This window comes from Mesorhizobium australicum WSM2073, assembly GCF_000230995.2.
Lineage (GTDB): Bacteria > Pseudomonadota > Alphaproteobacteria > Rhizobiales > Rhizobiaceae > Mesorhizobium > Mesorhizobium australicum.
Window position 1 is genome coordinate 3,121,884 of the sequence record NC_019973.1, and the last position, 16,989, is coordinate 3,138,872.

Genomic DNA, 16,989 nt, shown 5'->3' on the forward strand with positions numbered 1-16,989 from the left:
AGTTTTCGAATGATCAAGTCAATCGCCATCGCGCTCGCCCTGACGGCGGCACTGGCCGGCCCGGTTGGAGCCAAGGAGGCCCATCGCGCCGGCGAGAAGGCCGCCAAGGTCACCCTCGTCTATGAGCATAAACTGCCGAATGCCCCCGGCAAGAGCATCAAGGGCATCCTCGTCGAATATGGCCCGGGCGGCTATTCGGAGGCGCATACGCATCCAAGCTCCGCCTTCATCTATGCCACCGTTCTGGAAGGCTCCATCCGCAGCCAGGTCAACGACGACCCGGTCAAGGTCTACAAGGCCGGCGAGAGCTTTTCGGAGATGCCGGGTGATCGCCACAGCGTGAGCGAAAACGGCAGCGAGACGAAGCCCGCGAAGCTGCTGGCGGTGTTCGTGGTCGATAGCGCCCAGAAGGAATTGACCTATCCGGCCAAGAAATAGGGGCGAAAGGCCGGTCGCCCTTCCTCGCGCCCGGCCCTGCCGCCAGCCAAAATACTGTCGGTGAGCCCATGTTCGGCGATTATCATTTCTTGGCTCTGGTCTTGATCAACCTTCTCGGGCTTGCCGGCATCGTCGTCTGGTATTTCCAGGGCCGTGGGCGTCCCATGGCACGCCTGAGGCCGCGAGAAGCGCGCCTGCTCCAGGACCTGGTGGTCGCCGCCATCTATCTCGGCGTGGCGCTGTCGATAACGGGCGCCCGGAACGATGCGGGCATGGCTAGCCGCCTGCATGCCGGCGACGGGAGACCGGCCGCCCGCGACGGTCATGCGGCCACGTTCATCCGGCGCGCTCTAGCACCCATTCGAAGCTGTTTTTCCAAAGCTCCGCGGGGATGTCGAGCGCCAACGCTTCGGTGAGGTCGGAAAGCCTGACGGCGCGCAATTTTGCGCGCCAGGCCTCATCGGCCTCCCACATGATGCGCGCCACCGGGCAAGGATTGCTTTCGCAATAGCCCTGGGGACGACACGGATTGTTCTCGCGGATATTGTTGCAGACAAACGTCCGCGCCTTGCCCTCAACCGCCTCCACGATGTCGAGGAAGGTCAGCTCTGCCGGCGTCCGCGCCAACCGGTATCCACCCGACGGCCCCAGCGTCGTGTGCACCAGTCCCGCCTGCGACAGGCTTTGCAGTGCCTTGGAGAGATATTCCTTGGGAAGGCCGTGGAACTCGGCAAGCGCTTTTGTGGAGAGATACCGCCCCTCGGGCAGACCGGCGAGAATGGCGCAGCAGTGCAGTGCCCATTCGACTTGGCTTTTCAGGATCATCCACGGGTTCCCGGGCCGGTACCGACCGACCTATTAAGGATAAAAAGTATCCCTATTCCACCGCGGTGTAAACAGAGACGGATTCTGGCGGGAGCCAAATCCGTCAGCGCATGCGCTCAGGCTCCGGAATGCGGATCGATACCGTAGGGATGGACGGGGTAGCCGGGTCCGATGGCATCGCGCACGCGCTCCGTCCATGCGGCGAACGCCGGATAGTCCGCGAGCGAAAAGCCGCAATCCCCGGCGCGATGGCTGTAGGCATAGACGGCGATGTCGGCGACGGTGAAGTCGCTGACGGCGAGGCAAGGGGCGGCCGGCATCGTCTGGGCCGCGACCTTGCCGGACGACGGCCCGACCGGCGGCTTTTTTCGCGATGGCGAGAGATTGCCGTGGTGACGTCGGGACTGCCGTGGTGATGGCGTGCAGAATTCCTCGACCGCGTTCTACCCGGATTCCATCTAGATCCGTCATCAGGACTTTGCCGCCATCCAGCAAAGGCAAGACACGCTGTGCGAGGGCGGACCGCTCGCGGCATTGCCCGTGGGAAAAAGCCGCCCTTTTCGTGACGGGTTTCAAGGATGATGACTGCTCGTCACTGGTTGAGGTCGACCGGTGTCACACCGAGGAGCTTCAGGGCGTTGGCGTAGGTCCGGATGCCTTGCGCCTGCTTGCTTTCGGCACAGAACCGGTTCGCCTTGTCCTGCAGTGCCGTTGCCTGCGCGATCTGGCTCGCACTGGCACCGGGCCTGGCCTTGGTCTGGATGGCGCCGTCGAGTTGAAGACCGAGCCGGCTGCAATATTCGCTACGGGTGACCGCCGCCTCCGCACCCGACTGTGCGCCCGCGAGCATGGCCAGCGAAATGCCTGCTAGGGCACTCATCCATCCGGTCGAATGTCGTTGCATCGCGGGCAGCATCCCTTTGCATTGGTGGCGACCGCTGTCCGGTTGCCACGAACATGTTATGCCCGACGATGTTTTCCTCAGTTTTTCCCGGATGTTGAATCTTGTTTCTGGAGTGTTTCTGGCGGTCGGGATCACACCTCGTCGGCGTCGAACAACAGCATCGTCAGATCGTCGTCGCCCGGGGCCAGTATCCGCCGGTCGGCGGCGCAGGCGACACCGACTTCGGAGGCGAAGGCGGCGCGGATGTCGTCGAGGCTGTCGAAATACAATGTTCCCACCAGATAAGGCATCTCGCCCGCCGAGAGCTTGACGATGGGCCGCCTGCTGACATCATAGCGCCGCAGCCCGGGAAGCTTCTTGGCAAGCGGTATGTGAACGTCGAAATAGTGGCGGTCGAAGGCGGCCGGATCGGCCGGGGTTTTGTAGATCACGAGCATCTTGGCCATTGCCATGGTCCTGTCCTGTTGGCGTTGCTGGTCTGGCCGTGCAGGCCACAGCGCCAAAGTCGTTCGACAAGGGCGGATTTCGACCGCCCGCCGATTTTCATGGGCGCCGACAAGCAGGAGCAGCCATGCAAACCCGCCGATTTCCCCCCGCTGAGGAGATCGGCGCCTCGTGCTCCGCCAGGCATCTGCGGCGCTTCTGCCTCTTCCCCTGGCATCTTCATTCGCGTAAGGGCGCGGGCAAATCCTCCAATCTCCTTTGAGCCTCCCCGGACCACTATGATCAGACTTGAAAACATCGGCAAGCAGAACGGCCGTCAGCTTGTCTTCATCGAGGCGTCGGCCACGCTGCAGAAGGGCGAGAAGATCGGCCTCGTCGGGCCGAACGGCGCCGGCAAGACGACCTTGTTTCGCATGATCACGGGCCAGGAGCAGCCTGACGAGGGCCAGGTGCAGGTCGATCGTGGCGTCACCATCGGCTATTTCAGCCAGGATGTCGGCGACATGGCGGGCCACAGCGCGGTCGCGGAAGTGATGAACGGCGCTGGGCCGGTGAGCGACGTGGCGGCCGAAATGGCGGAACTCGAGGCTGCGATGGCCAACCCCGACCAGGCCTACCGGATGGATGAGATCATCGAAAAGTATGGCGAGGCGCAGCATCGCTTCGAGGAACTCGACGGTTATGCGCTGGACGGGCGTGCCCGCGAGGTGCTGGACGGTCTGGGCTTCAGCCAGGAGATGATGGACGGCGACGTCGGCAAGCTCTCGGGCGGCTGGAAGATGCGCGTGGCGCTGGCCCGCATCCTGCTGATGCGGCCCGACGCCATGCTGCTCGACGAACCGTCGAACCATCTCGACCTGGAAAGCCTGATCTGGCTTGAGCAGTTCCTGAAAGGCTATGACGGCGCGCTGCTGATGACCTCGCACGACCGCGAGTTCATGAACCGCATCGTCAACAAGATCGTCGAGATCGATGCGGGATCGCTCACCGCCTATTCCGGCAATTACGAATTCTACCAGCAGCAGCGGGCGATCGCCGACAAGCAGCAGCAGGCTCAGTTCGAACGTCAGCAGGCGATGCTGGCCAAGGAGATCGCCTTCATCGAGCGCTTCAAGGCGCGTGCCTCGCATGCCGCGCAGGTGCAGAGCCGGGTGAAGAAGCTAGACAAAATCGACCGCGTCGAGCCGCCAAAGCGCCGCCAGGTGGTGAATTTCGAGTTCCAGCCGGCGCCGCGCTGCGGCGAGGACGTCGTCACCTTGAAGAACGTGCACAAGGCCTATGGCAGCCGCACCATCTATGAAGGGCTCGACTTCCAGGTCCGCCGCCGCGAGCGTTGGTGCATCATGGGCGTCAATGGCGCGGGAAAATCGACGCTGCTGAAGCTGGTGGCCGGTGCTTCCGATCCCGATACCGGTACGGTGGCGCGGGGACCGAGTGTGAAAATGGGCTATTTCGCCCAGCACGCCATGGAGTTGCTCGAAGGCGAGCGCACCGTGTTCCAGACGCTGGAGGATAATTTTCCGCAGGCCGGCCAGGCGCCGCTTCGGGCACTTGCCGGCTGTTTCGGCTTTTCCGGCGACGAGATCGAGAAGAAATGCCGGGTGCTGTCAGGCGGCGAGAAGGCGCGGCTGGTGATGGCGCTGATGCTGTTCGACCCGCCCAACCTCCTGGTGCTGGACGAACCGACCAACCATCTGGACATCACCACCAAGCAGATGCTGATCGAGGCGCTGTCGCAGTATGAAGGCACGATGCTGTTCGTCTCGCACGACCGGCATTTCCTGGCCGCGCTGTCGAACCGCGTGCTCGAACTGACGCCGGAAGGCATCCACACCTATGGTGGCGGCTATACGGAATATGTCGAGCGCACTGGACAGGAAGCGCCGGGGTTGAGGAGCTGATTTCCAGTTTCAAAATGTGCGCCGGAGCGCGTCGCACGGTCATGGCGACGCGCTTCACGCCACGAGGCTTATCTCATCGAGATGGCGAGCCCGCTCAGATCGGCGTTGACCTGCAGGCCAACCTGTCGGCCCGTGAGTTCAAGCTGGGCGCCCTTGTCGTTGGTCATCACGATCACCTGGGCGCCTTTGCCGAGCGTGCCGCCGCCGCCGGCGGCGCCGTACACGCCAGTCACGTCCCGGACGCGCTTGATGTGGCGCACGGTGCCCTGGAAATAAGTCTTGGAGACGCCGAAGGCGAGGCCGCCCGAGACGCCGCCGATCGAGATCGGGTATTTGCGGCCATGGAAAGTCAGCGTGCCCTCGCCACCGGAACCTCCGACAAAGAAGGCCGCCTTGTAGACGGAGAAGCGGATTTTACCGCTGTCGGCATGCGCGGCGCTGGCCAGGCTGACGCCCGCAGTGGCGATCGCGGCAACGGCGATTGAACGAAATCCGGACGAAATAGTCATGATGGGAACTCCTGAAGATGGCCGCCTTGCCCGCCGGCAAGAATGTCAGCGTCGTATCAAGTTACAACTTACAACTGAACAGTCTCGCCCATTATTGGTTCCAAGCCGCGGTCCAAATCTGGCGGAGGGCGGCCCCCAGGAAACGAGGCCGGGCTCTCTGGTCGCAACGCTCCCCTTGTGAGATGAAGGCGTCCATGTACTCTCCACGGTGGTTGGCAAAGGGATTCTGCATGAAAATTGCGGTGGGGCTTGCAACGTCCGCATTGGCCGCGACGATGGCCGGATGCGCGACTTCTCCAGTCGATTACGGAGCCTCGCTTTCGCAGCAGGACCAGAAATGGGCGACGCCGCAATGCCAGCAAGCTCGAGCGGCGGCTTCGGACTACGCGGTCCGCGAAAAGACGCATCCGGGTTGGGGATTCGTCGCACTTGGCCCGTATGGATTGGGGATCATAGCGGCCACCAAGGAGCACGAGCAGAAGCAGCGAAAGCTGCTCGCCCGCGACGTCCATCTGCAATGTTCGAGCCTTCCCCTGCCCAAGGAATTGCAGGGCGATCTCGGCGCTTCCGGCCCCGCTAAGGCGCAATATCCGTAGACGAGAATGGGGCGCGAGCGCGATCCTCGCCGGAAAATCGTTTTCCTGGGGTTGCTCTACCGGAGCAATCCTTCCGCCTCGAACGTGTCCCAGCCCTCGAGCTTTGGCGCATCGTCTTTTCCCGAATTCCTGGTCTTGCGGGGGTTGCCCGTCCGCTTGCCTGCTCGCGTCAGCGCGGCCTTGCCAGCTCCGCGCCTCCTGTTTTCGGATGTTTCCCGCGCGTCCTCCTCCCGCCAGGCGGTCGCCAGGTCACGATCAAGAACGTCCTCGATGTGGCGTGGATCGAAGACATGGAAGGTCACGGCCTTGGATCGCCCGCGCATCTTCACGGTGCGCGTGCCGATGCTTTTCAGGCGACCATCCCTGAGCCACTTGTGCCGCTCGCGCGACGAGATGGTGAGAATGTCCTCCGCTTCTCGCGGAAGCACGGCCAGCGCTTCGATCCCCTCCAGCATCCTGGAGATGGTTGCCGAGGCGGCCCGGAACGCATCCGCGTCGGCTTGCAGCATGCGCAAGACGATGCGGCCGGTCTCGGCCTTGGCAAATTTCCTCACTGTCCAGGGCAGCCTGGCTCGTACTTCGCGTTCGATCCCTTTCAGGCGCAAGGAGGAGCCAAGCGTCGTCGACGGCGGCAGCGGCCATTCGGCAACCATTGACGCGGTGCTCGCGCCTTGCTCGGCCCTCCGGTCAGGGGTGGTCGCAATCGCCGCTGCGATGCCACCTAGGACCTTCCGCAGGGAACCGCGCCGCTTGGCTGCAGGTTTCATATTTTATCTTCGCTCGTCAGGTGCCTGCCGTGCAACGATCGTTCGCACAACAGACAACCGAAATCAGGCTCGATCAGTTCCCCTAGCATGGGACCCGGCGGGTGTTCGGCTTCATCGGCGGGGCAGTTGGATTCGCCGCCCGATGGACACGCTTCATTCGGGTTCGCCAAATTACCGCGCCGCGGCCTTGGCAATTCCCTCGAGGTCCGGATCAGCGTCGGTGGCCCTGGGGCCGCCACCGCAGCCAATAAGCCAGCGCGCGCGAAGTGTCTCGCCGCCGGCGCGGACGGTCGTGCTCATCCGACTGCTCGAAGTCCTCGACTCCGAGGCCGCGCCTGATCTCGGCGCTGATCGCGCGGCGAGAAGGGTTGCGCTCGCCTTCATGTCGGACGCGACGGGCGCTTGAGCAGCGTCCGATGTTCGTTGCGGGGATCTCGTGCACGAAGCCGAAGACCAGAACTTTCCCGGCGAAAGGAATTCGCTGGCGAAAGGAGTTGGGCTTGCCAAACCAACTCTGCCTTTTCCGACACGGGCTATATAAGGGGGTGCCGATTGATGCGCAGCAGGGTGCAATCAGAGGGCACGAGGACGGTTCCGAACAACAATGGCCAGGCGTTTTGCGTTTCTCCTCGTTCGCGACTTCACGCTGTCGCCGCTATCGTTGTTCATCGACACGCTGCGGCTGGCGGGCGATGAGGGCGACCGCAGCCGCAGGATAGAGTTCGACTGGGAGATCGTCGGCGAACGCGGCCTGCCGATCCGGGCAAGTTGCGGCGTCGAATTGCTGCCGACTGGGGGGATCGGCAACCCCGAGGATTTCGATAACGTGGTCGTGGTCGGCGGCCTGCTCGACACAAACCGCAGCCTGAGTTCCGAGAAGGAGGCGTTTCTTTTGCGTGCCGCCGGCAAGGGAGTGCCGCTGACGGCGCTCTGCACGGGAAGCTTCGTGCTGGCGCGCTACGGGTTGCTCGACGGCTACAGCGCTGCCGTCAGCTGGTTCCACATCAAGGATTTCCGCAGCCGGTTCCCGGAGGTCAACGCCCATGCCGACAGCCTTTTTACCGTCGACCGGGGCCGCGCGACATGCGCGGGCGGCACGGGTGCCGCCGACCTCGCGGGCCATTTCGTGTCCCAGTTCATCGGCCAGAAGGCGGCCGAGAAGGCCGCCAAGATCCTGGTGCTCGACCGGATCAGGAGCAGCCGCGACGTGCAGCCCGTCGGCGACCTGTTTCCGGCGGCGTCGAGCCGGGCGGTGAAGCGGGCCTTGCTGTTGATGGAGAGCAACCTGCAGGAGACGCTGTCGGTGGCGGAGATCGCAAGCCGCCTGAACTGCTCGCGGCGCCAGCTCGAACGGCTCTTCGGGTTGGAACTGGGCATCGGCCCGATGGCGGCATATCTGGCGCTCAGGGTGCATCATGCGAAGTCGCTGCTGGAAGGCAGCGACTTGCAGATCGGCGACATCGCCTACCGCTGCGGCTTCACCAATGCCGGCCATTTCAGCCGTGTGTTCCGCCAGCAGACCGGCATCACGCCAACCCACCTCAGGCATCCGAACCGGGCAGTGGCGGCGGGAGGATAATGGTCAGTGACGGCCTGGTCGTGTCGCATACTCCGCCTGGCCGATTGCGTCGGTGCAGAAGCTGGCCATAGCATTGCGACGAGCGGCGGTGCCGCCGCTGCCTTGACGGTCAAATTCGCCAGCGAGAGCCATGCCGCATTATCCCGACGCCATGCCTGGATCAAAGAGCCTCTTTGAGCGCGCCAAGAAGGTGATGCCGGGCGGCAATACGCGCACCACCGTCTTTGTCGATCCGTTTCCGATCTATGCCGCGCGAGGCGAGGGGTGCAGGGTCTGGGATGTCGACGGCAACGTCTACTATGACTGCATCAACAATTTCACCTCGATGATCCATGGCTACACGCATCCCGATGTCGCTGCCGCCGTGGTCGAGCAACTGCCGTTCGGCACGGCCTTCGGCGCCCCGACGCTCAGCGAGATCGAGCTTGCCGAGCTTCTCGTCGACCGGCTGCCCTCCGTCGACCGGATCCGCTTCACCAACTCCGGCACGGAGGGGGTGATGATGGCCATCAAGGCCGCGCGCGCCTTCACAGGGCGGCCGAAGATCGTCAAGATCGAAGGCGCCTACCATGGGTCGTATGATTTCGCCGAGGTGAGCCTGGACAGTTCCCCGTCCAATTGGGGCGACATGCCAAGATCGACGCCTTACGCAATGGGAACGCCGCGCGGGGTGCTGGACGATGTGATTGCCGTGCCCTTCAACGATGTCGAGGCGCTTCGCGCCGTCTTCGCCGCTCAGGGCGACAGCATAGCAGGCGTGCTGATCGACCCGATGCCCAATCGTGCCGGCCTCATCCCGGCACGCCGGGACTACCTGCGCGCGATGGTCGAGATTGCCCGCGCGGCCGGGACCCTGGTCATCTTCGACGAAGTCATCTCTTTTCGCCTTGGCTGGTCGGGCGCGCAGGGGTTGTGGGGCATCGAGCCCGACCTGACCGCGCTCGGAAAGATCATCGGCGGCGGCTTCCCCGTGGGCGCCGTTGGCGGGCGCGCCGATGTCATGGCGGTGTTCGATCCGACCAGGGGCAAGCCCGCTCTTCCCCATGGCGGCACGTTCACCGCCAATCCGGTGACCATGCGGGCCGGGCTCGCCTCGATGCGGGCGCTGACGAAGGAGAGCTTTGCCCATCTCGATACGCTGGGCGCATTCCTGCGCGAAGGGGTGTCCGCCTCGTTCGACAGGCATGGCCTTGCCGGCCAATGCGTGGGCCTCGGTTCGCTGTTCAAGGTTCATTTTACCTCGCATCCGGTTACGGACTATAGATCCGTCTATCCGGGCCAGGCCGAGCACCGGAGGTTCGATACGTTCCACAAGGGCTTGCTCGGCCGCGGCGTCCTGTCTGCCAGCTACGGCCTGTTCGCGCTCTCGACGCCAATGACACAGGCGGACGCGCGCAGCATTCTGCATGCGATCGACGACATTCTGGGCGAGATCGCCGCGCAGCGTGGATCAGGATGACGTTTGGTCGATTCGCCTCCCTATCTCTTTGTCGAAGCATGAGCTCTGGAACATCGGGGACCATGCCTGAACGCAGGTGACAATATGACAGCTTCCCTCCATGTCGCGGTGATCGGTGCGGGCACGCTGGGCCTATGCACGGCGCTCAACCTCCTCGAACAGGGCGCGCGCGTGACGGTGCTGGAAGCGCAGTCGATCGCTTCGGGCTCGAGCGGCAGGTCGGTCGGCGTTGTCGGGTCGCAATTTACCGATCCGTTCGAGATCATGCTTCGCGTTCAATCGTTCCGCCGGTTTCGCCAGTGGGAGGGGCAGGGGCTTCAATTCAACCACATCGGTTATCTTCGGCTCGCGCGCACGCCCGCGCAGATGGAGCTGTTCGCGAAATCAGTCGAGATTCAGGGCGGGGCCGGCCTGAAGTCGCGCCTGATCCGTGCGAACGAACTCAGGGACCTTGTTCCCCACCTCAGCCCCGACGGGCTCGAAGGCGGTTTGTTCGGACCCGACAACGGCTTTCTCGATCCCTATGACATGTGCAATTTCTTGGCGCGGATCGTCCGCGAAAAGGCCGGCGACATCCACCAGTACCGCAAGGTCCTCGGGGTGGGAAGGCGGCCAGGCGGCTACAGGCTGGAGACCAATGGCGATCCGGTCGAATGCGATGCCGTGGTCAACGCAGGCGGCGCCTGGGCGCCGCGGGTCGCCGAGCTCTTCGGCCAGCGCCTGCACATATGGCCCGAGCGCCATGAGGCGGTCGTCATCCATCTGGACAGGCCGCTCGACTATACGATGCCGATGGTCATGGACCTCGTGGACGGCGAGGGCAGCGGCCTTAATTTCCGCCACGACAAGCCAGGCGCGCTGATTGCCGAGATCCACAAGGTGACGTCCATCGCTCCCGAGGATCCGGACAATTACAACGACCAGTGCGAGGAGCAATCGAAGGTCCACCTGGCCGAACTGCTGCTGGAACGGCTGCCCGATCTGCCGGGCGCGCGGCTTGGCCGTGGCTGGGCCGGCCTTTATCCTGTCACGGCCGATCATCGGCCGCTCGTCGGACCGATCGATGCCTCGGAACCGGCATTGGTCACCGCCGCCGGCGCCGGAGGCTATGGCATCCAGCTGGCGCCGGTGATCGGGCAGATCGCGGCGGATTGGGTTCTTCAAGGCGCGCCGGCTTCAGTGCCCGGAGCCGGGAGCCTTGCACCCACGGCCGAGCGCAACATCCGCAAAGTCGATCACTGACCGGTGCGAGTTGAAACCAGACCGGCGCTGCCGGAATTGCGGAAACAAGCGTTTAGAGCCCCGATGGGGATCTGCAGACCCCACGCCTTCAGGCGGCTGGGATCTGGGCTGTTGCGCGAGACGGCACGGGCGCATCAAATGGTGGCTGAACCGCACCAAGCGCCCGCGACCTTCAGGAAATCCGCTTCCCGGCCCCGTCCAGCAGCACGCAGCCGTCCGGGGCAAAACCCAACTCGATCGTCTCGCCTTCGCGAAGCACGCGGCCAGTGATCGGTGTATTGGCGCGGAGGCTGGTCTTGCCGCCGATGTCGATCTCGTAGATCGCGCTGCCGCCCAGATAGGAGGCCGAGATCACGCGGCCGGACAGCCGATTGGCGCTCGTTCCAGCACCGACCGAAAATTTCTGCGGCCGCACCACGACGGTGACCTTGCTGCCGTCGGCAAGCGGCCTTGGACAAGCCACGCTGACCGTCTGGCTGGTGCCAAGCACCACCGTTGCCGTTCCTTGGCCGGACCGGCTCACGGTCCCTGCAAGCATGTTGGCCTTGCCGAGGAAGTCGGCGACGAAGGCTGTCGCCGGCGCCTCGTAGACCTCCTCCGGAGTGCCGATCTGCTCCACCGCGCCCGCGTTCATCACCACGATACGATCCGACATGGAAAGGGCTTCTTCCTGGTCGTGCGTGACGAAGATGGCGGTGATGCCGGTTTCCTTCTGGATCTTCTTGATCTCGACGCGCATCTCCTCGCGCATGTTGGCGTCCAGCGCCGACAACGGCTCATCCAGCAGCAGCACCTGCGGCTCGAAGACGATGGCGCGGGCGAGCGCGATGCGCTGCTGCTGCCCGCCTGACAGTTGCGACGGCAGCTTCTTCTCGCTGCCCGGCAGCCGCACCATTTCGAGCGCCTTGCCGACCTTGCGCACGATCTCGGGCTTCGGCACGTTGCGGTACTTCAGGCCGAAGGCGACGTTGTCGAATACGTTCTTGTGCGGGAAGAGCGCGTAGCTCTGGAAGACCAGCCCGATGTTGCGCTTGTAGATCGGGACGTCGTCGACGCGCCGCCCGTCGATCATGATTTGGCCGCCCGAAATATCGACCAGGCCGGCGATGGAGCGCAGGATCGTGGTCTTGCCGCAACCCGAAGGCCCGAGCAAGGTGACGAAGCTGCCCTTGCGGATCGAGAGCGAGAAATCGCGCACCGCGACGAACTTGCCGTAGGCGATGTCGATGTCGCGGAACTCGACCGCCGGGCTGTTCGCCTCGGCGGCCGCGCTCGCGCCGGCTGCCCCGGCCTGAACAGGCCGGGGATGGAGTGTCGTTTCCTGGCTGTCAGGCACCCTTCGAGATCCTGTTCCACTGCTTGGTCCAGGCGTCCTCGTTGGTCGCCCAGTAGGTCGGATCGGCAAAGGTCAGCGACTTCATCGTGCCCGTCTTGTCGAATGCCGGCAGCTTCTCGATCTTCTCGGTCAGCTTGACCTTGTTAGGATCGAGCGACGGCGGATAGCTCTGGCCTTCGGCCACCGCGATCGAGGTCGCCGGGTCGAGCATGAAGTTGATGAGTTCCTCGCATTCGGCCATGGGCGAACCCTTCAGAATCAGCATGTCCTCCATCCAGGCGTAGGAGCCGGCCGGATCGAGATAGCCGATAGGATGGCCCTGGTCCTGCAGCGCGGCGACGCGGCCCGACCAGGCATCGGTCACCACGATCTCACCCTTGGAAAGCAGGTCCATCAGCTCCGCGCCGGAACTCCAGAACTTCTTGGCGAGGTCGCGCGTCTCGCGCACCTTGGCCCAGATGGCGTCCATGTCCTTGAGGTTGTTGGGGTCCTGCCCGGTGGCGAGCGCCGCATACCAGACGCGCGTCGTCATGTCGGAATAGCCGCCGACCTTGCCAGCGTATTTCTTGTCGAGCAGGAGCCCGGCGCCCTTTTCCTTGGCTTCCTCCGGCGAGATCACGTTGGTGTTGTAGGCGATGCCCGTCGTGCCGTAGTCGTAGGGCACGGCGGAGAGCTTCGGCGTCAGCTTGCGGAACGGCTCGATCATCGGCTGCAGCACGTTCGCCATGTTGGGAATGTTGGCCTCGTTGATTTCCGAGGTCAGGCCGGCGTTCACGTATTTGATGTAGTAGTTGACGCCGGAGGAATGGATGACCTGGTAGTCGCCGGGCTTGGCGGTCTTGATCTTGGTGATGATCTCGTCCTCGTCGCCGAACGTGCCCTGGACCACCTTGATCTTGGTCTTGGTCGTGTAGGGCTGGAAGGCGAACTTGTCGATCGCATCCTGCACCGTGCCGCCCCAACCGTCGAAGCGAACCTCCTGGACCGCGGCGAGCGCCCGGCCCATCCAGGGCATGGAAAGGCCCGCCGATGCTGCCGCGGCTGCGGTCAGCGTCAGGAACGTGCGGCGGCTCAGGTCGCCATTGGCGTATCGATCGTGCAGCCGTTCCAGCCGCTTGGTGGTGGTGAGTTTCATTGTATTTCCTCCTTTGGTTCGCCACGTCTTCTCAGTTTTGTCAGGCTTTGCAGGATCAGGCCACCGATCAGCGGGATGCCGACGGTCACCAGGATCATCACGGTGCCGAGCGCGTTGATCTCCGGGCTGATCGAAATCTTGAGCATGGAAAGGATCTGGGTCGGCATGGTCTCGACGCCGGCCGGCCGCCAGAACAGGCTGGCCGAGGTGTTGTCGAACGAAATGGTGAAGGCGAGCAGGGCGCCGCCGACAACGGCCGGGATGAGCAGCGGCAGCGTGATCTCGCGGAAGGACGAGAAGCGAGAGGCGCCAAGCGACAGTGCGGCCTCCTCGTAGACGCGCCGGATGCCGATCATGCGCGCCTGGGCGATCAGCACCACATAGGGCACGGCGAGCAGGATATGGCCAAGCACCAGGAGCAGCATGGTCCTCGGCTGGTCGATGGCCTTGATCAGCACCAGCAGGCCGACGCCGAGGATGGTTTCCGGCACCAATGCCGGCAGGATCACCAGCGTGCTCAGCGCCTGCTTGCCGCGAAATTCGAAGCGGACCAAGGCAAACGCCGTGGTGACGCCGATGGCGGTGGTGACGATGGCGGTGACCAATGCGATCCACAAGGATGTTCGAAAGGCAGCCAGCACCGCCTCGTTGGCCATCAGCTTGCCGTACCATTGCAGGCTGAAGCCGGTCATCGGGAAGCCGCCGAACATCGAGGCGTTGAACGACAGGACCACCGTCGCCACGATCGGCGCGAACATGAAGACGTAGACGCAGACCGTGACAAAGCCGGTCAGCCGCCAGGCCCATCTCCCTTCCTGCCTGCGCCGTGTTCCCCTCATCCTGCAAGCCCCGTCATCCGCCAAGCCCTTTGACGATCTGCGACATGCCCATGTAGCGCGTGTAGACGGCGGCGAAGAAGCCGAGCACGATGAACAGCACGATCGAAAGCGTGGCTCCCATCGGCCAGTTCAATTCGCCCATGATGGTGTCGTAGATCAGGTTGCCGAACAGAGCGTCGCGGCCCGAGCCGAGAAGCTGCGGCGTCACATAGCTGCCGGCGGCCAGCACGAAGCAAAGCAGCAGGCCCGCCGCCAGGCCGGGCAGCGACAGCGGCAGCGTGACCTCCCGGAACGCCTGCGCACTCGTGCAGCCCATCGAGCGGGCCGCCGAAATCAACGTGCGATCAATGCTCTCCAGGCTGACATAGACGTTGAGGATCATGTAGGGCAGCAGGAAGTGCAGCATGCCCAGGATGACCGCGCCTTCGTTGTAGAGCATCTGCAGCGGCTCATGGATGATGCCCATTTTGAGCAGCGCGACGTTGATGACGCCCTGTTCCCCCAGGATGTTGATCCAGGAAAAGGTGCGGATGGTGAAGCTGATCCAGAACGGCACGATCAGCAAAAGCAGCAGCAGCCATTTGTGCTTGAAGGTCGTGGCCCAGATGAAATAGGCGGGGAAGTAGCCGAGCACGCCGCACAGCAGCGCCGTCATGGCTCCGACCCTCAGCGTCTTCAGGAGGAAGCCGTGATAGTAGCTGTCGGTGAGGAATTCGTGCCAGTTCGCGGTCGTCAGCGCGCTCGTTTCCACGCCGGCGGTGACAAAGGTGAAGAAGGTATAGCCGGCCATCACGGCGATCGGCAGCACCAGGAAAAAAATCAGCAGCAAGAGCACCGGCGCGACCAGCATCCAGGCCAGCCGTGGATCATACAATGTCCATCGTCGTTCCATGAGCACCCGGAAGTCCGCGCCTTCTTTGAAGGCCTGTTTTGTTCCCGGGCCAAGATTGAGGGATTGCAGGCGCGATGTCCACAGTCGGCGATTGAGCCAGCGGACTTCAGTGTCGCCGGGTGCGAGAGATGCCGAAATTTGTCGGGAGACGGGGTCGCCACGCAACCCCGTTCGACCACACGTCGGGAACGGCTGGCCGGCGTCTCCTCAGCCCTTCGAAATACCGCGCGCGATCAGCCGGGCGAGGCGCTCCGAAAACGCCCTTGCGTCGGCCGGCTTGTCGCCGTCGAGGACGCGCGCCTCGTCGTAGAGAAGGTGGGCGGCATCCTCCTTGAAGGCCTGTTCGTCTTCGCCGAGGCTGGCGAGCGCCAGGACGCGCTGGTGGCGGGGGTTGATCTCGAGGATCGGTTTGGCCGTCTTGTCGAGGCGGCCGGCGGCGTTGAGCAGCCGCTCGAACTGCCGGTCGGGACCGTGTTCGGGCGCCACCAGGCAGACCGCGCTTTCGGTCAGGCGGTCGGAGGCCTTCACGTCCGACACTGCATCGCCAAGCGCCGCCTTGAGGAAGGCCAGGAAGCCATCGACCTCGGGCGCCGCCGCCGCATCCGGCTTGTTCGCCTCGTCGAGCAGCGGGATCTCGGAAAGTTCGGCCACGCCCTGCGTCACCGACCTGAACGGTTTGCCGTCGAATTCGGGCGCCATCGACGTCCAGAAACTGTCGACCGGGTCGGTGAGCAGCAGCACCTCGATGCCGCGTGCCTTGAAACCTTCGAGCTGCGGCGAGGCTTCGAGCCGTGCACGGTCGTCGCCGGCCATGAAGAAGATCGCCTTCTGCCCTTCCTTCATCGCCGAGACGTATTCGGCAAGGCCGCGCCAGCCTTCGCCGGAGGCGGTTGAGCGGAAGCGGGCGAGCTTCAAGAGCTGCTCGCGCCGCTCATGGTCCTCGTAGAGCCCTTCCTTGAGGACGACGCCGAAGTTTTCCCAGATCTTCGCATAGGCCTCGGTCTCGTTCTCCGCCAGCTTGGCGAGATCGCCAAGCACGCGGTTGGTCAGGCCCTTGCGGATCGCGGCAAGCAGCGGGCTTTCCTGGATCATCTCGCGCGAGACGTTGAGCGGCAGGTCGGCGGAATCGACCAGCCCGCGCATGAAGCGCAGGTAGCGCGGCAACAGATCGGCATCGTCGGTGATGAAGACGCGGCGCACATAGAGCTTCATGCGGCCCTTCCGGTCCTGGTCGAAGAGATCGAAGGGACGCGAGCCGGGCACGAAGGCCAGCACGCTATATTCCTGCCGGCCCTCGGCGCGGAAATGGATGGTGGCGGCCGGCTCGTCATACTGGCCGGAGACGCCGCGGTAAAAGTCGGTGTATTCCTCGGGCTTGATCTCGCTCTTCGGCCTGACCCAAAGGGCCGTGCCATCGGCAATGTCGCGCGCCTCGGCACCGGGCCTCTCGATGAGCGTGATCGGCACCGGCACATGGCCCGACTGCGACTTGGCCAGTTGCTCGAGCCGATAGGATCCGGTGTAGGACACGGCGTCGTCCATCAGATGCAGCACGACGCGGGTGCCGCGCTTGGGGGCGGCTTCGAGCGGGGCGGGCGCGATCTCGTAGGAACCCTTGCCGTCGGACGACCAGCGCCAGGCTTCTTCGCTTCCCGCCAGGCGGCTGATGACGTCGACACGGGTCGCGACCATGAAGGCGGAGTAGAAGCCGACGCCGAACTGGCCGATGAGCTGCGTGTCCTCGCTCGAATTGCCGGCGCCGACGCGCTCGATGAAAGCGCGCGTGCCCGAGCGCGCGATCGTGCCCAGCGCCTCCGTCATGTCGTCGCGGCTCATGCCGATGCCGTTGTCCTCGACGGTGATCAGCTTGCCGTCGGGATCGGCTGAAATCGAGATGCGGGGCTTCGGATCGTCGGCCAGCAATTCGGGGCGACTGACGGCCTCGAAGCGCAGCTTCTCGCAGGCGTCGGCGGCGTTGGAGATCAGTTCGCGCAGGAAGACGTCCTTATCGGAATAGACCGAATGCACCATCATGTGCAGCAGCCGCGAAACATCCGCCTCGAATGCCTTGGTTTCCGTCGCTTTCGTGTCTGTCGTCATTCCGGGTTTCCCACGCTTTCCTC

16 protein-coding genes and 2 pseudogenes are annotated in these 16,989 nt (G+C 63.9%); 7 read left to right on the top strand and 11 right to left on the bottom strand.

All coding sequences use genetic code 11. The annotated features are described in order from the left end of the window. Positions 1 to 9: 9 nt before the first annotated feature. Positions 10 to 438 carry a cupin domain-containing protein gene (locus MESAU_RS14950; RefSeq protein ID WP_015316867.1) on the top strand — a complete coding sequence of 143 codons (429 nt, stop codon included), beginning with the start codon at positions 10 to 12 and terminating at the stop codon, positions 436 to 438. A gap of 68 nt (positions 439 to 506) precedes the next feature. Continuing rightward, positions 507 to 692 (top strand): annotated as a pseudogene (locus MESAU_RS31920) (hypothetical protein); the annotation flags it as partial. A gap of 82 nt (positions 693 to 774) precedes the next feature. On the opposite strand, the gene MESAU_RS14960 reads toward MESAU_RS31920, so the two are convergent. The 4 genes and pseudogenes from MESAU_RS14960 to MESAU_RS14975 form a co-directional block, all read right to left on the bottom strand. Continuing rightward, positions 775 to 1,263 carry an RrF2 family transcriptional regulator gene (locus tag MESAU_RS14960; RefSeq protein ID WP_015316869.1) on the bottom strand — a complete coding sequence of 163 codons (489 nt, stop codon included), beginning with the start codon at positions 1,261 to 1,263 and terminating at the stop codon, positions 775 to 777. Positions 1,264 to 1,379: 116 nt separating this feature from the next. Then, a pseudogene (locus MESAU_RS14965) lies at positions 1,380 to 1,547 on the bottom strand (glutathione S-transferase family protein); the annotation flags it as partial. A gap of 308 nt (positions 1,548 to 1,855) precedes the next feature. Continuing rightward, entirely contained in the window at positions 1,856 to 2,143 is a 288-nt protein-coding gene (locus MESAU_RS14970; protein WP_083883010.1) for a hypothetical protein, read from the bottom strand. A gap of 155 nt (positions 2,144 to 2,298) precedes the next feature. Then, the gene (locus MESAU_RS14975; RefSeq protein WP_015316871.1) at positions 2,299 to 2,613 is read right to left on the bottom strand and encodes an EthD family reductase; all 315 of its coding nucleotides are present in this window, start codon (positions 2,611 to 2,613) and stop codon (positions 2,299 to 2,301) included. 276 nt (positions 2,614 to 2,889) lie between these two features. Between MESAU_RS14975 and MESAU_RS14980 the strand changes: the two genes are divergently transcribed. Further along, positions 2,890 to 4,512, top strand: coding sequence for an ABC-F family ATP-binding cassette domain-containing protein (locus tag MESAU_RS14980; protein ID WP_015316873.1), 1,623 nt, complete (start codon positions 2,890 to 2,892; stop codon positions 4,510 to 4,512). A 68-nt stretch (positions 4,513 to 4,580) separates the two neighbouring features. Here the strand turns inward: MESAU_RS14980 and MESAU_RS14985 are convergent, their stop codons facing one another. Further along, on the bottom strand, positions 4,581 to 5,021 hold the full coding sequence (locus MESAU_RS14985; RefSeq protein ID WP_015316874.1) for a lipid-binding SYLF domain-containing protein: 441 nt from the start codon (positions 5,019 to 5,021) through the stop codon (positions 4,581 to 4,583). 230 nt (positions 5,022 to 5,251) lie between these two features. Here MESAU_RS14985 and MESAU_RS14990 point away from each other — a divergent pair, with 230 nt between their 5' ends. Continuing rightward, positions 5,252 to 5,617 (top strand): hypothetical protein, encoded by a 366-nt coding sequence (locus MESAU_RS14990; protein WP_041163401.1) that lies wholly within the window; start codon positions 5,252 to 5,254, stop codon positions 5,615 to 5,617. A gap of 56 nt (positions 5,618 to 5,673) precedes the next feature. Here MESAU_RS14990 and MESAU_RS14995 read toward each other — a convergent pair whose 3' ends face one another. Continuing rightward, positions 5,674 to 6,384: a hypothetical protein gene (locus tag MESAU_RS14995; RefSeq protein WP_015316876.1), complete on the bottom strand. Its 711-nt coding sequence runs from the start codon at positions 6,382 to 6,384 to the stop codon at positions 5,674 to 5,676. 604 nt (positions 6,385 to 6,988) lie between these two features. Here MESAU_RS14995 and MESAU_RS15000 point away from each other — a divergent pair. The 3 genes from MESAU_RS15000 (at position 6,989) to MESAU_RS15010 (ending at position 10,664) form a co-directional block, all read left to right on the top strand. Beyond that, the gene (locus MESAU_RS15000; protein ID WP_015316877.1) at positions 6,989 to 7,963 is read left to right on the top strand and encodes a GlxA family transcriptional regulator; all 975 of its coding nucleotides are present in this window, start codon (positions 6,989 to 6,991) and stop codon (positions 7,961 to 7,963) included. Positions 7,964 to 8,093: 130 nt separating this feature from the next. Further along, positions 8,094 to 9,422, top strand: a complete 1,329-nt coding sequence (locus MESAU_RS15005) for an aspartate aminotransferase family protein (RefSeq protein WP_015316878.1) — start codon at positions 8,094 to 8,096, stop codon at positions 9,420 to 9,422. 84 nt (positions 9,423 to 9,506) lie between these two features. Continuing rightward, a complete protein-coding gene (locus MESAU_RS15010; protein ID WP_015316879.1) occupies positions 9,507 to 10,664 on the top strand; it encodes an NAD(P)/FAD-dependent oxidoreductase in 1,158 nt (385 codons plus the stop codon). A gap of 172 nt (positions 10,665 to 10,836) precedes the next feature. On the opposite strand, the gene MESAU_RS15015 is transcribed toward MESAU_RS15010, so the two are convergent. The 5 genes from MESAU_RS15015 to htpG form a co-directional block, all read right to left on the bottom strand. Further along, the gene (locus MESAU_RS15015) at positions 10,837 to 12,000 is read right to left on the bottom strand and encodes an ABC transporter ATP-binding protein (protein ID WP_015316880.1); all 1,164 of its coding nucleotides are present in this window, start codon (positions 11,998 to 12,000) and stop codon (positions 10,837 to 10,839) included. Beyond that, positions 11,993 to 13,135, bottom strand: coding sequence for an ABC transporter substrate-binding protein (locus MESAU_RS15020; RefSeq protein WP_015316881.1), 1,143 nt, complete (start codon positions 13,133 to 13,135; stop codon positions 11,993 to 11,995). Before MESAU_RS15020 ends, MESAU_RS15015 begins: the two co-directional genes overlap by 8 nt. Then, positions 13,132 to 13,974, bottom strand: coding sequence for an ABC transporter permease (locus MESAU_RS15025; RefSeq protein ID WP_015316882.1), 843 nt, complete (start codon positions 13,972 to 13,974; stop codon positions 13,132 to 13,134). Before MESAU_RS15025 ends, MESAU_RS15020 begins: the two co-directional genes overlap by 4 nt. Positions 13,975 to 13,987: 13 nt before the next feature. Further along, the gene (locus MESAU_RS15030) at positions 13,988 to 14,866 is read right to left on the bottom strand and encodes an ABC transporter permease (protein WP_083883012.1); all 879 of its coding nucleotides are present in this window, start codon (positions 14,864 to 14,866) and stop codon (positions 13,988 to 13,990) included. 207 nt (positions 14,867 to 15,073) lie between these two features. Next, on the bottom strand, positions 15,074 to 16,966 hold the full coding sequence (gene htpG / locus MESAU_RS15035) for a molecular chaperone HtpG (protein ID WP_015316884.1): 1,893 nt from the start codon (positions 16,964 to 16,966) through the stop codon (positions 15,074 to 15,076). Positions 16,967 to 16,989: the final 23 nt, after the last annotated feature.

What these genes read in the sequence shown, in the direction of transcription:
- MESAU_RS14950 (WP_015316867.1), top strand. Translation starts at nt 10, where the DNA reads ATGATCAAGTCAATCGCCATCGCGCTCGCCCTGACGGCGGCACTGGCC.
- MESAU_RS14960 (WP_015316869.1), bottom strand. Translation starts at nt 1,263, where the DNA reads ATGATCCTGAAAAGCCAAGTCGAATGGGCACTGCACTGCTGCGCCATT.
- MESAU_RS14970 (WP_083883010.1), bottom strand. Translation starts at nt 2,143, where the DNA reads ATGAGTGCCCTAGCAGGCATTTCGCTGGCCATGCTCGCGGGCGCACAG.
- MESAU_RS14975 (WP_015316871.1), bottom strand. Translation starts at nt 2,613, where the DNA reads ATGGCCAAGATGCTCGTGATCTACAAAACCCCGGCCGATCCGGCCGCC.
- MESAU_RS14980 (WP_015316873.1), top strand. Translation starts at nt 2,890, where the DNA reads ATGATCAGACTTGAAAACATCGGCAAGCAGAACGGCCGTCAGCTTGTC.
- MESAU_RS14985 (WP_015316874.1), bottom strand. Translation starts at nt 5,021, where the DNA reads ATGACTATTTCGTCCGGATTTCGTTCAATCGCCGTTGCCGCGATCGCC.
- MESAU_RS14990 (WP_041163401.1), top strand. Translation starts at nt 5,252, where the DNA reads ATGAAAATTGCGGTGGGGCTTGCAACGTCCGCATTGGCCGCGACGATG.
- MESAU_RS14995 (WP_015316876.1), bottom strand. Translation starts at nt 6,384, where the DNA reads ATGAAACCTGCAGCCAAGCGGCGCGGTTCCCTGCGGAAGGTCCTAGGT.
- MESAU_RS15000 (WP_015316877.1), top strand. Translation starts at nt 6,989, where the DNA reads ATGGCCAGGCGTTTTGCGTTTCTCCTCGTTCGCGACTTCACGCTGTCG.
- MESAU_RS15005 (WP_015316878.1), top strand. Translation starts at nt 8,094, where the DNA reads ATGCCGCATTATCCCGACGCCATGCCTGGATCAAAGAGCCTCTTTGAG.
- MESAU_RS15010 (WP_015316879.1), top strand. Translation starts at nt 9,507, where the DNA reads ATGACAGCTTCCCTCCATGTCGCGGTGATCGGTGCGGGCACGCTGGGC.
- MESAU_RS15020 (WP_015316881.1), bottom strand. Translation starts at nt 13,135, where the DNA reads ATGAAACTCACCACCACCAAGCGGCTGGAACGGCTGCACGATCGATAC.
- MESAU_RS15025 (WP_015316882.1), bottom strand. Translation starts at nt 13,974, where the DNA reads ATGAGGGGAACACGGCGCAGGCAGGAAGGGAGATGGGCCTGGCGGCTG.
- MESAU_RS15030 (WP_083883012.1), bottom strand. Translation starts at nt 14,866, where the DNA reads ATGGAACGACGATGGACATTGTATGATCCACGGCTGGCCTGGATGCTG.
- htpG (WP_015316884.1), bottom strand. Translation starts at nt 16,966, where the DNA reads ATGACGACAGACACGAAAGCGACGGAAACCAAGGCATTCGAGGCGGAT.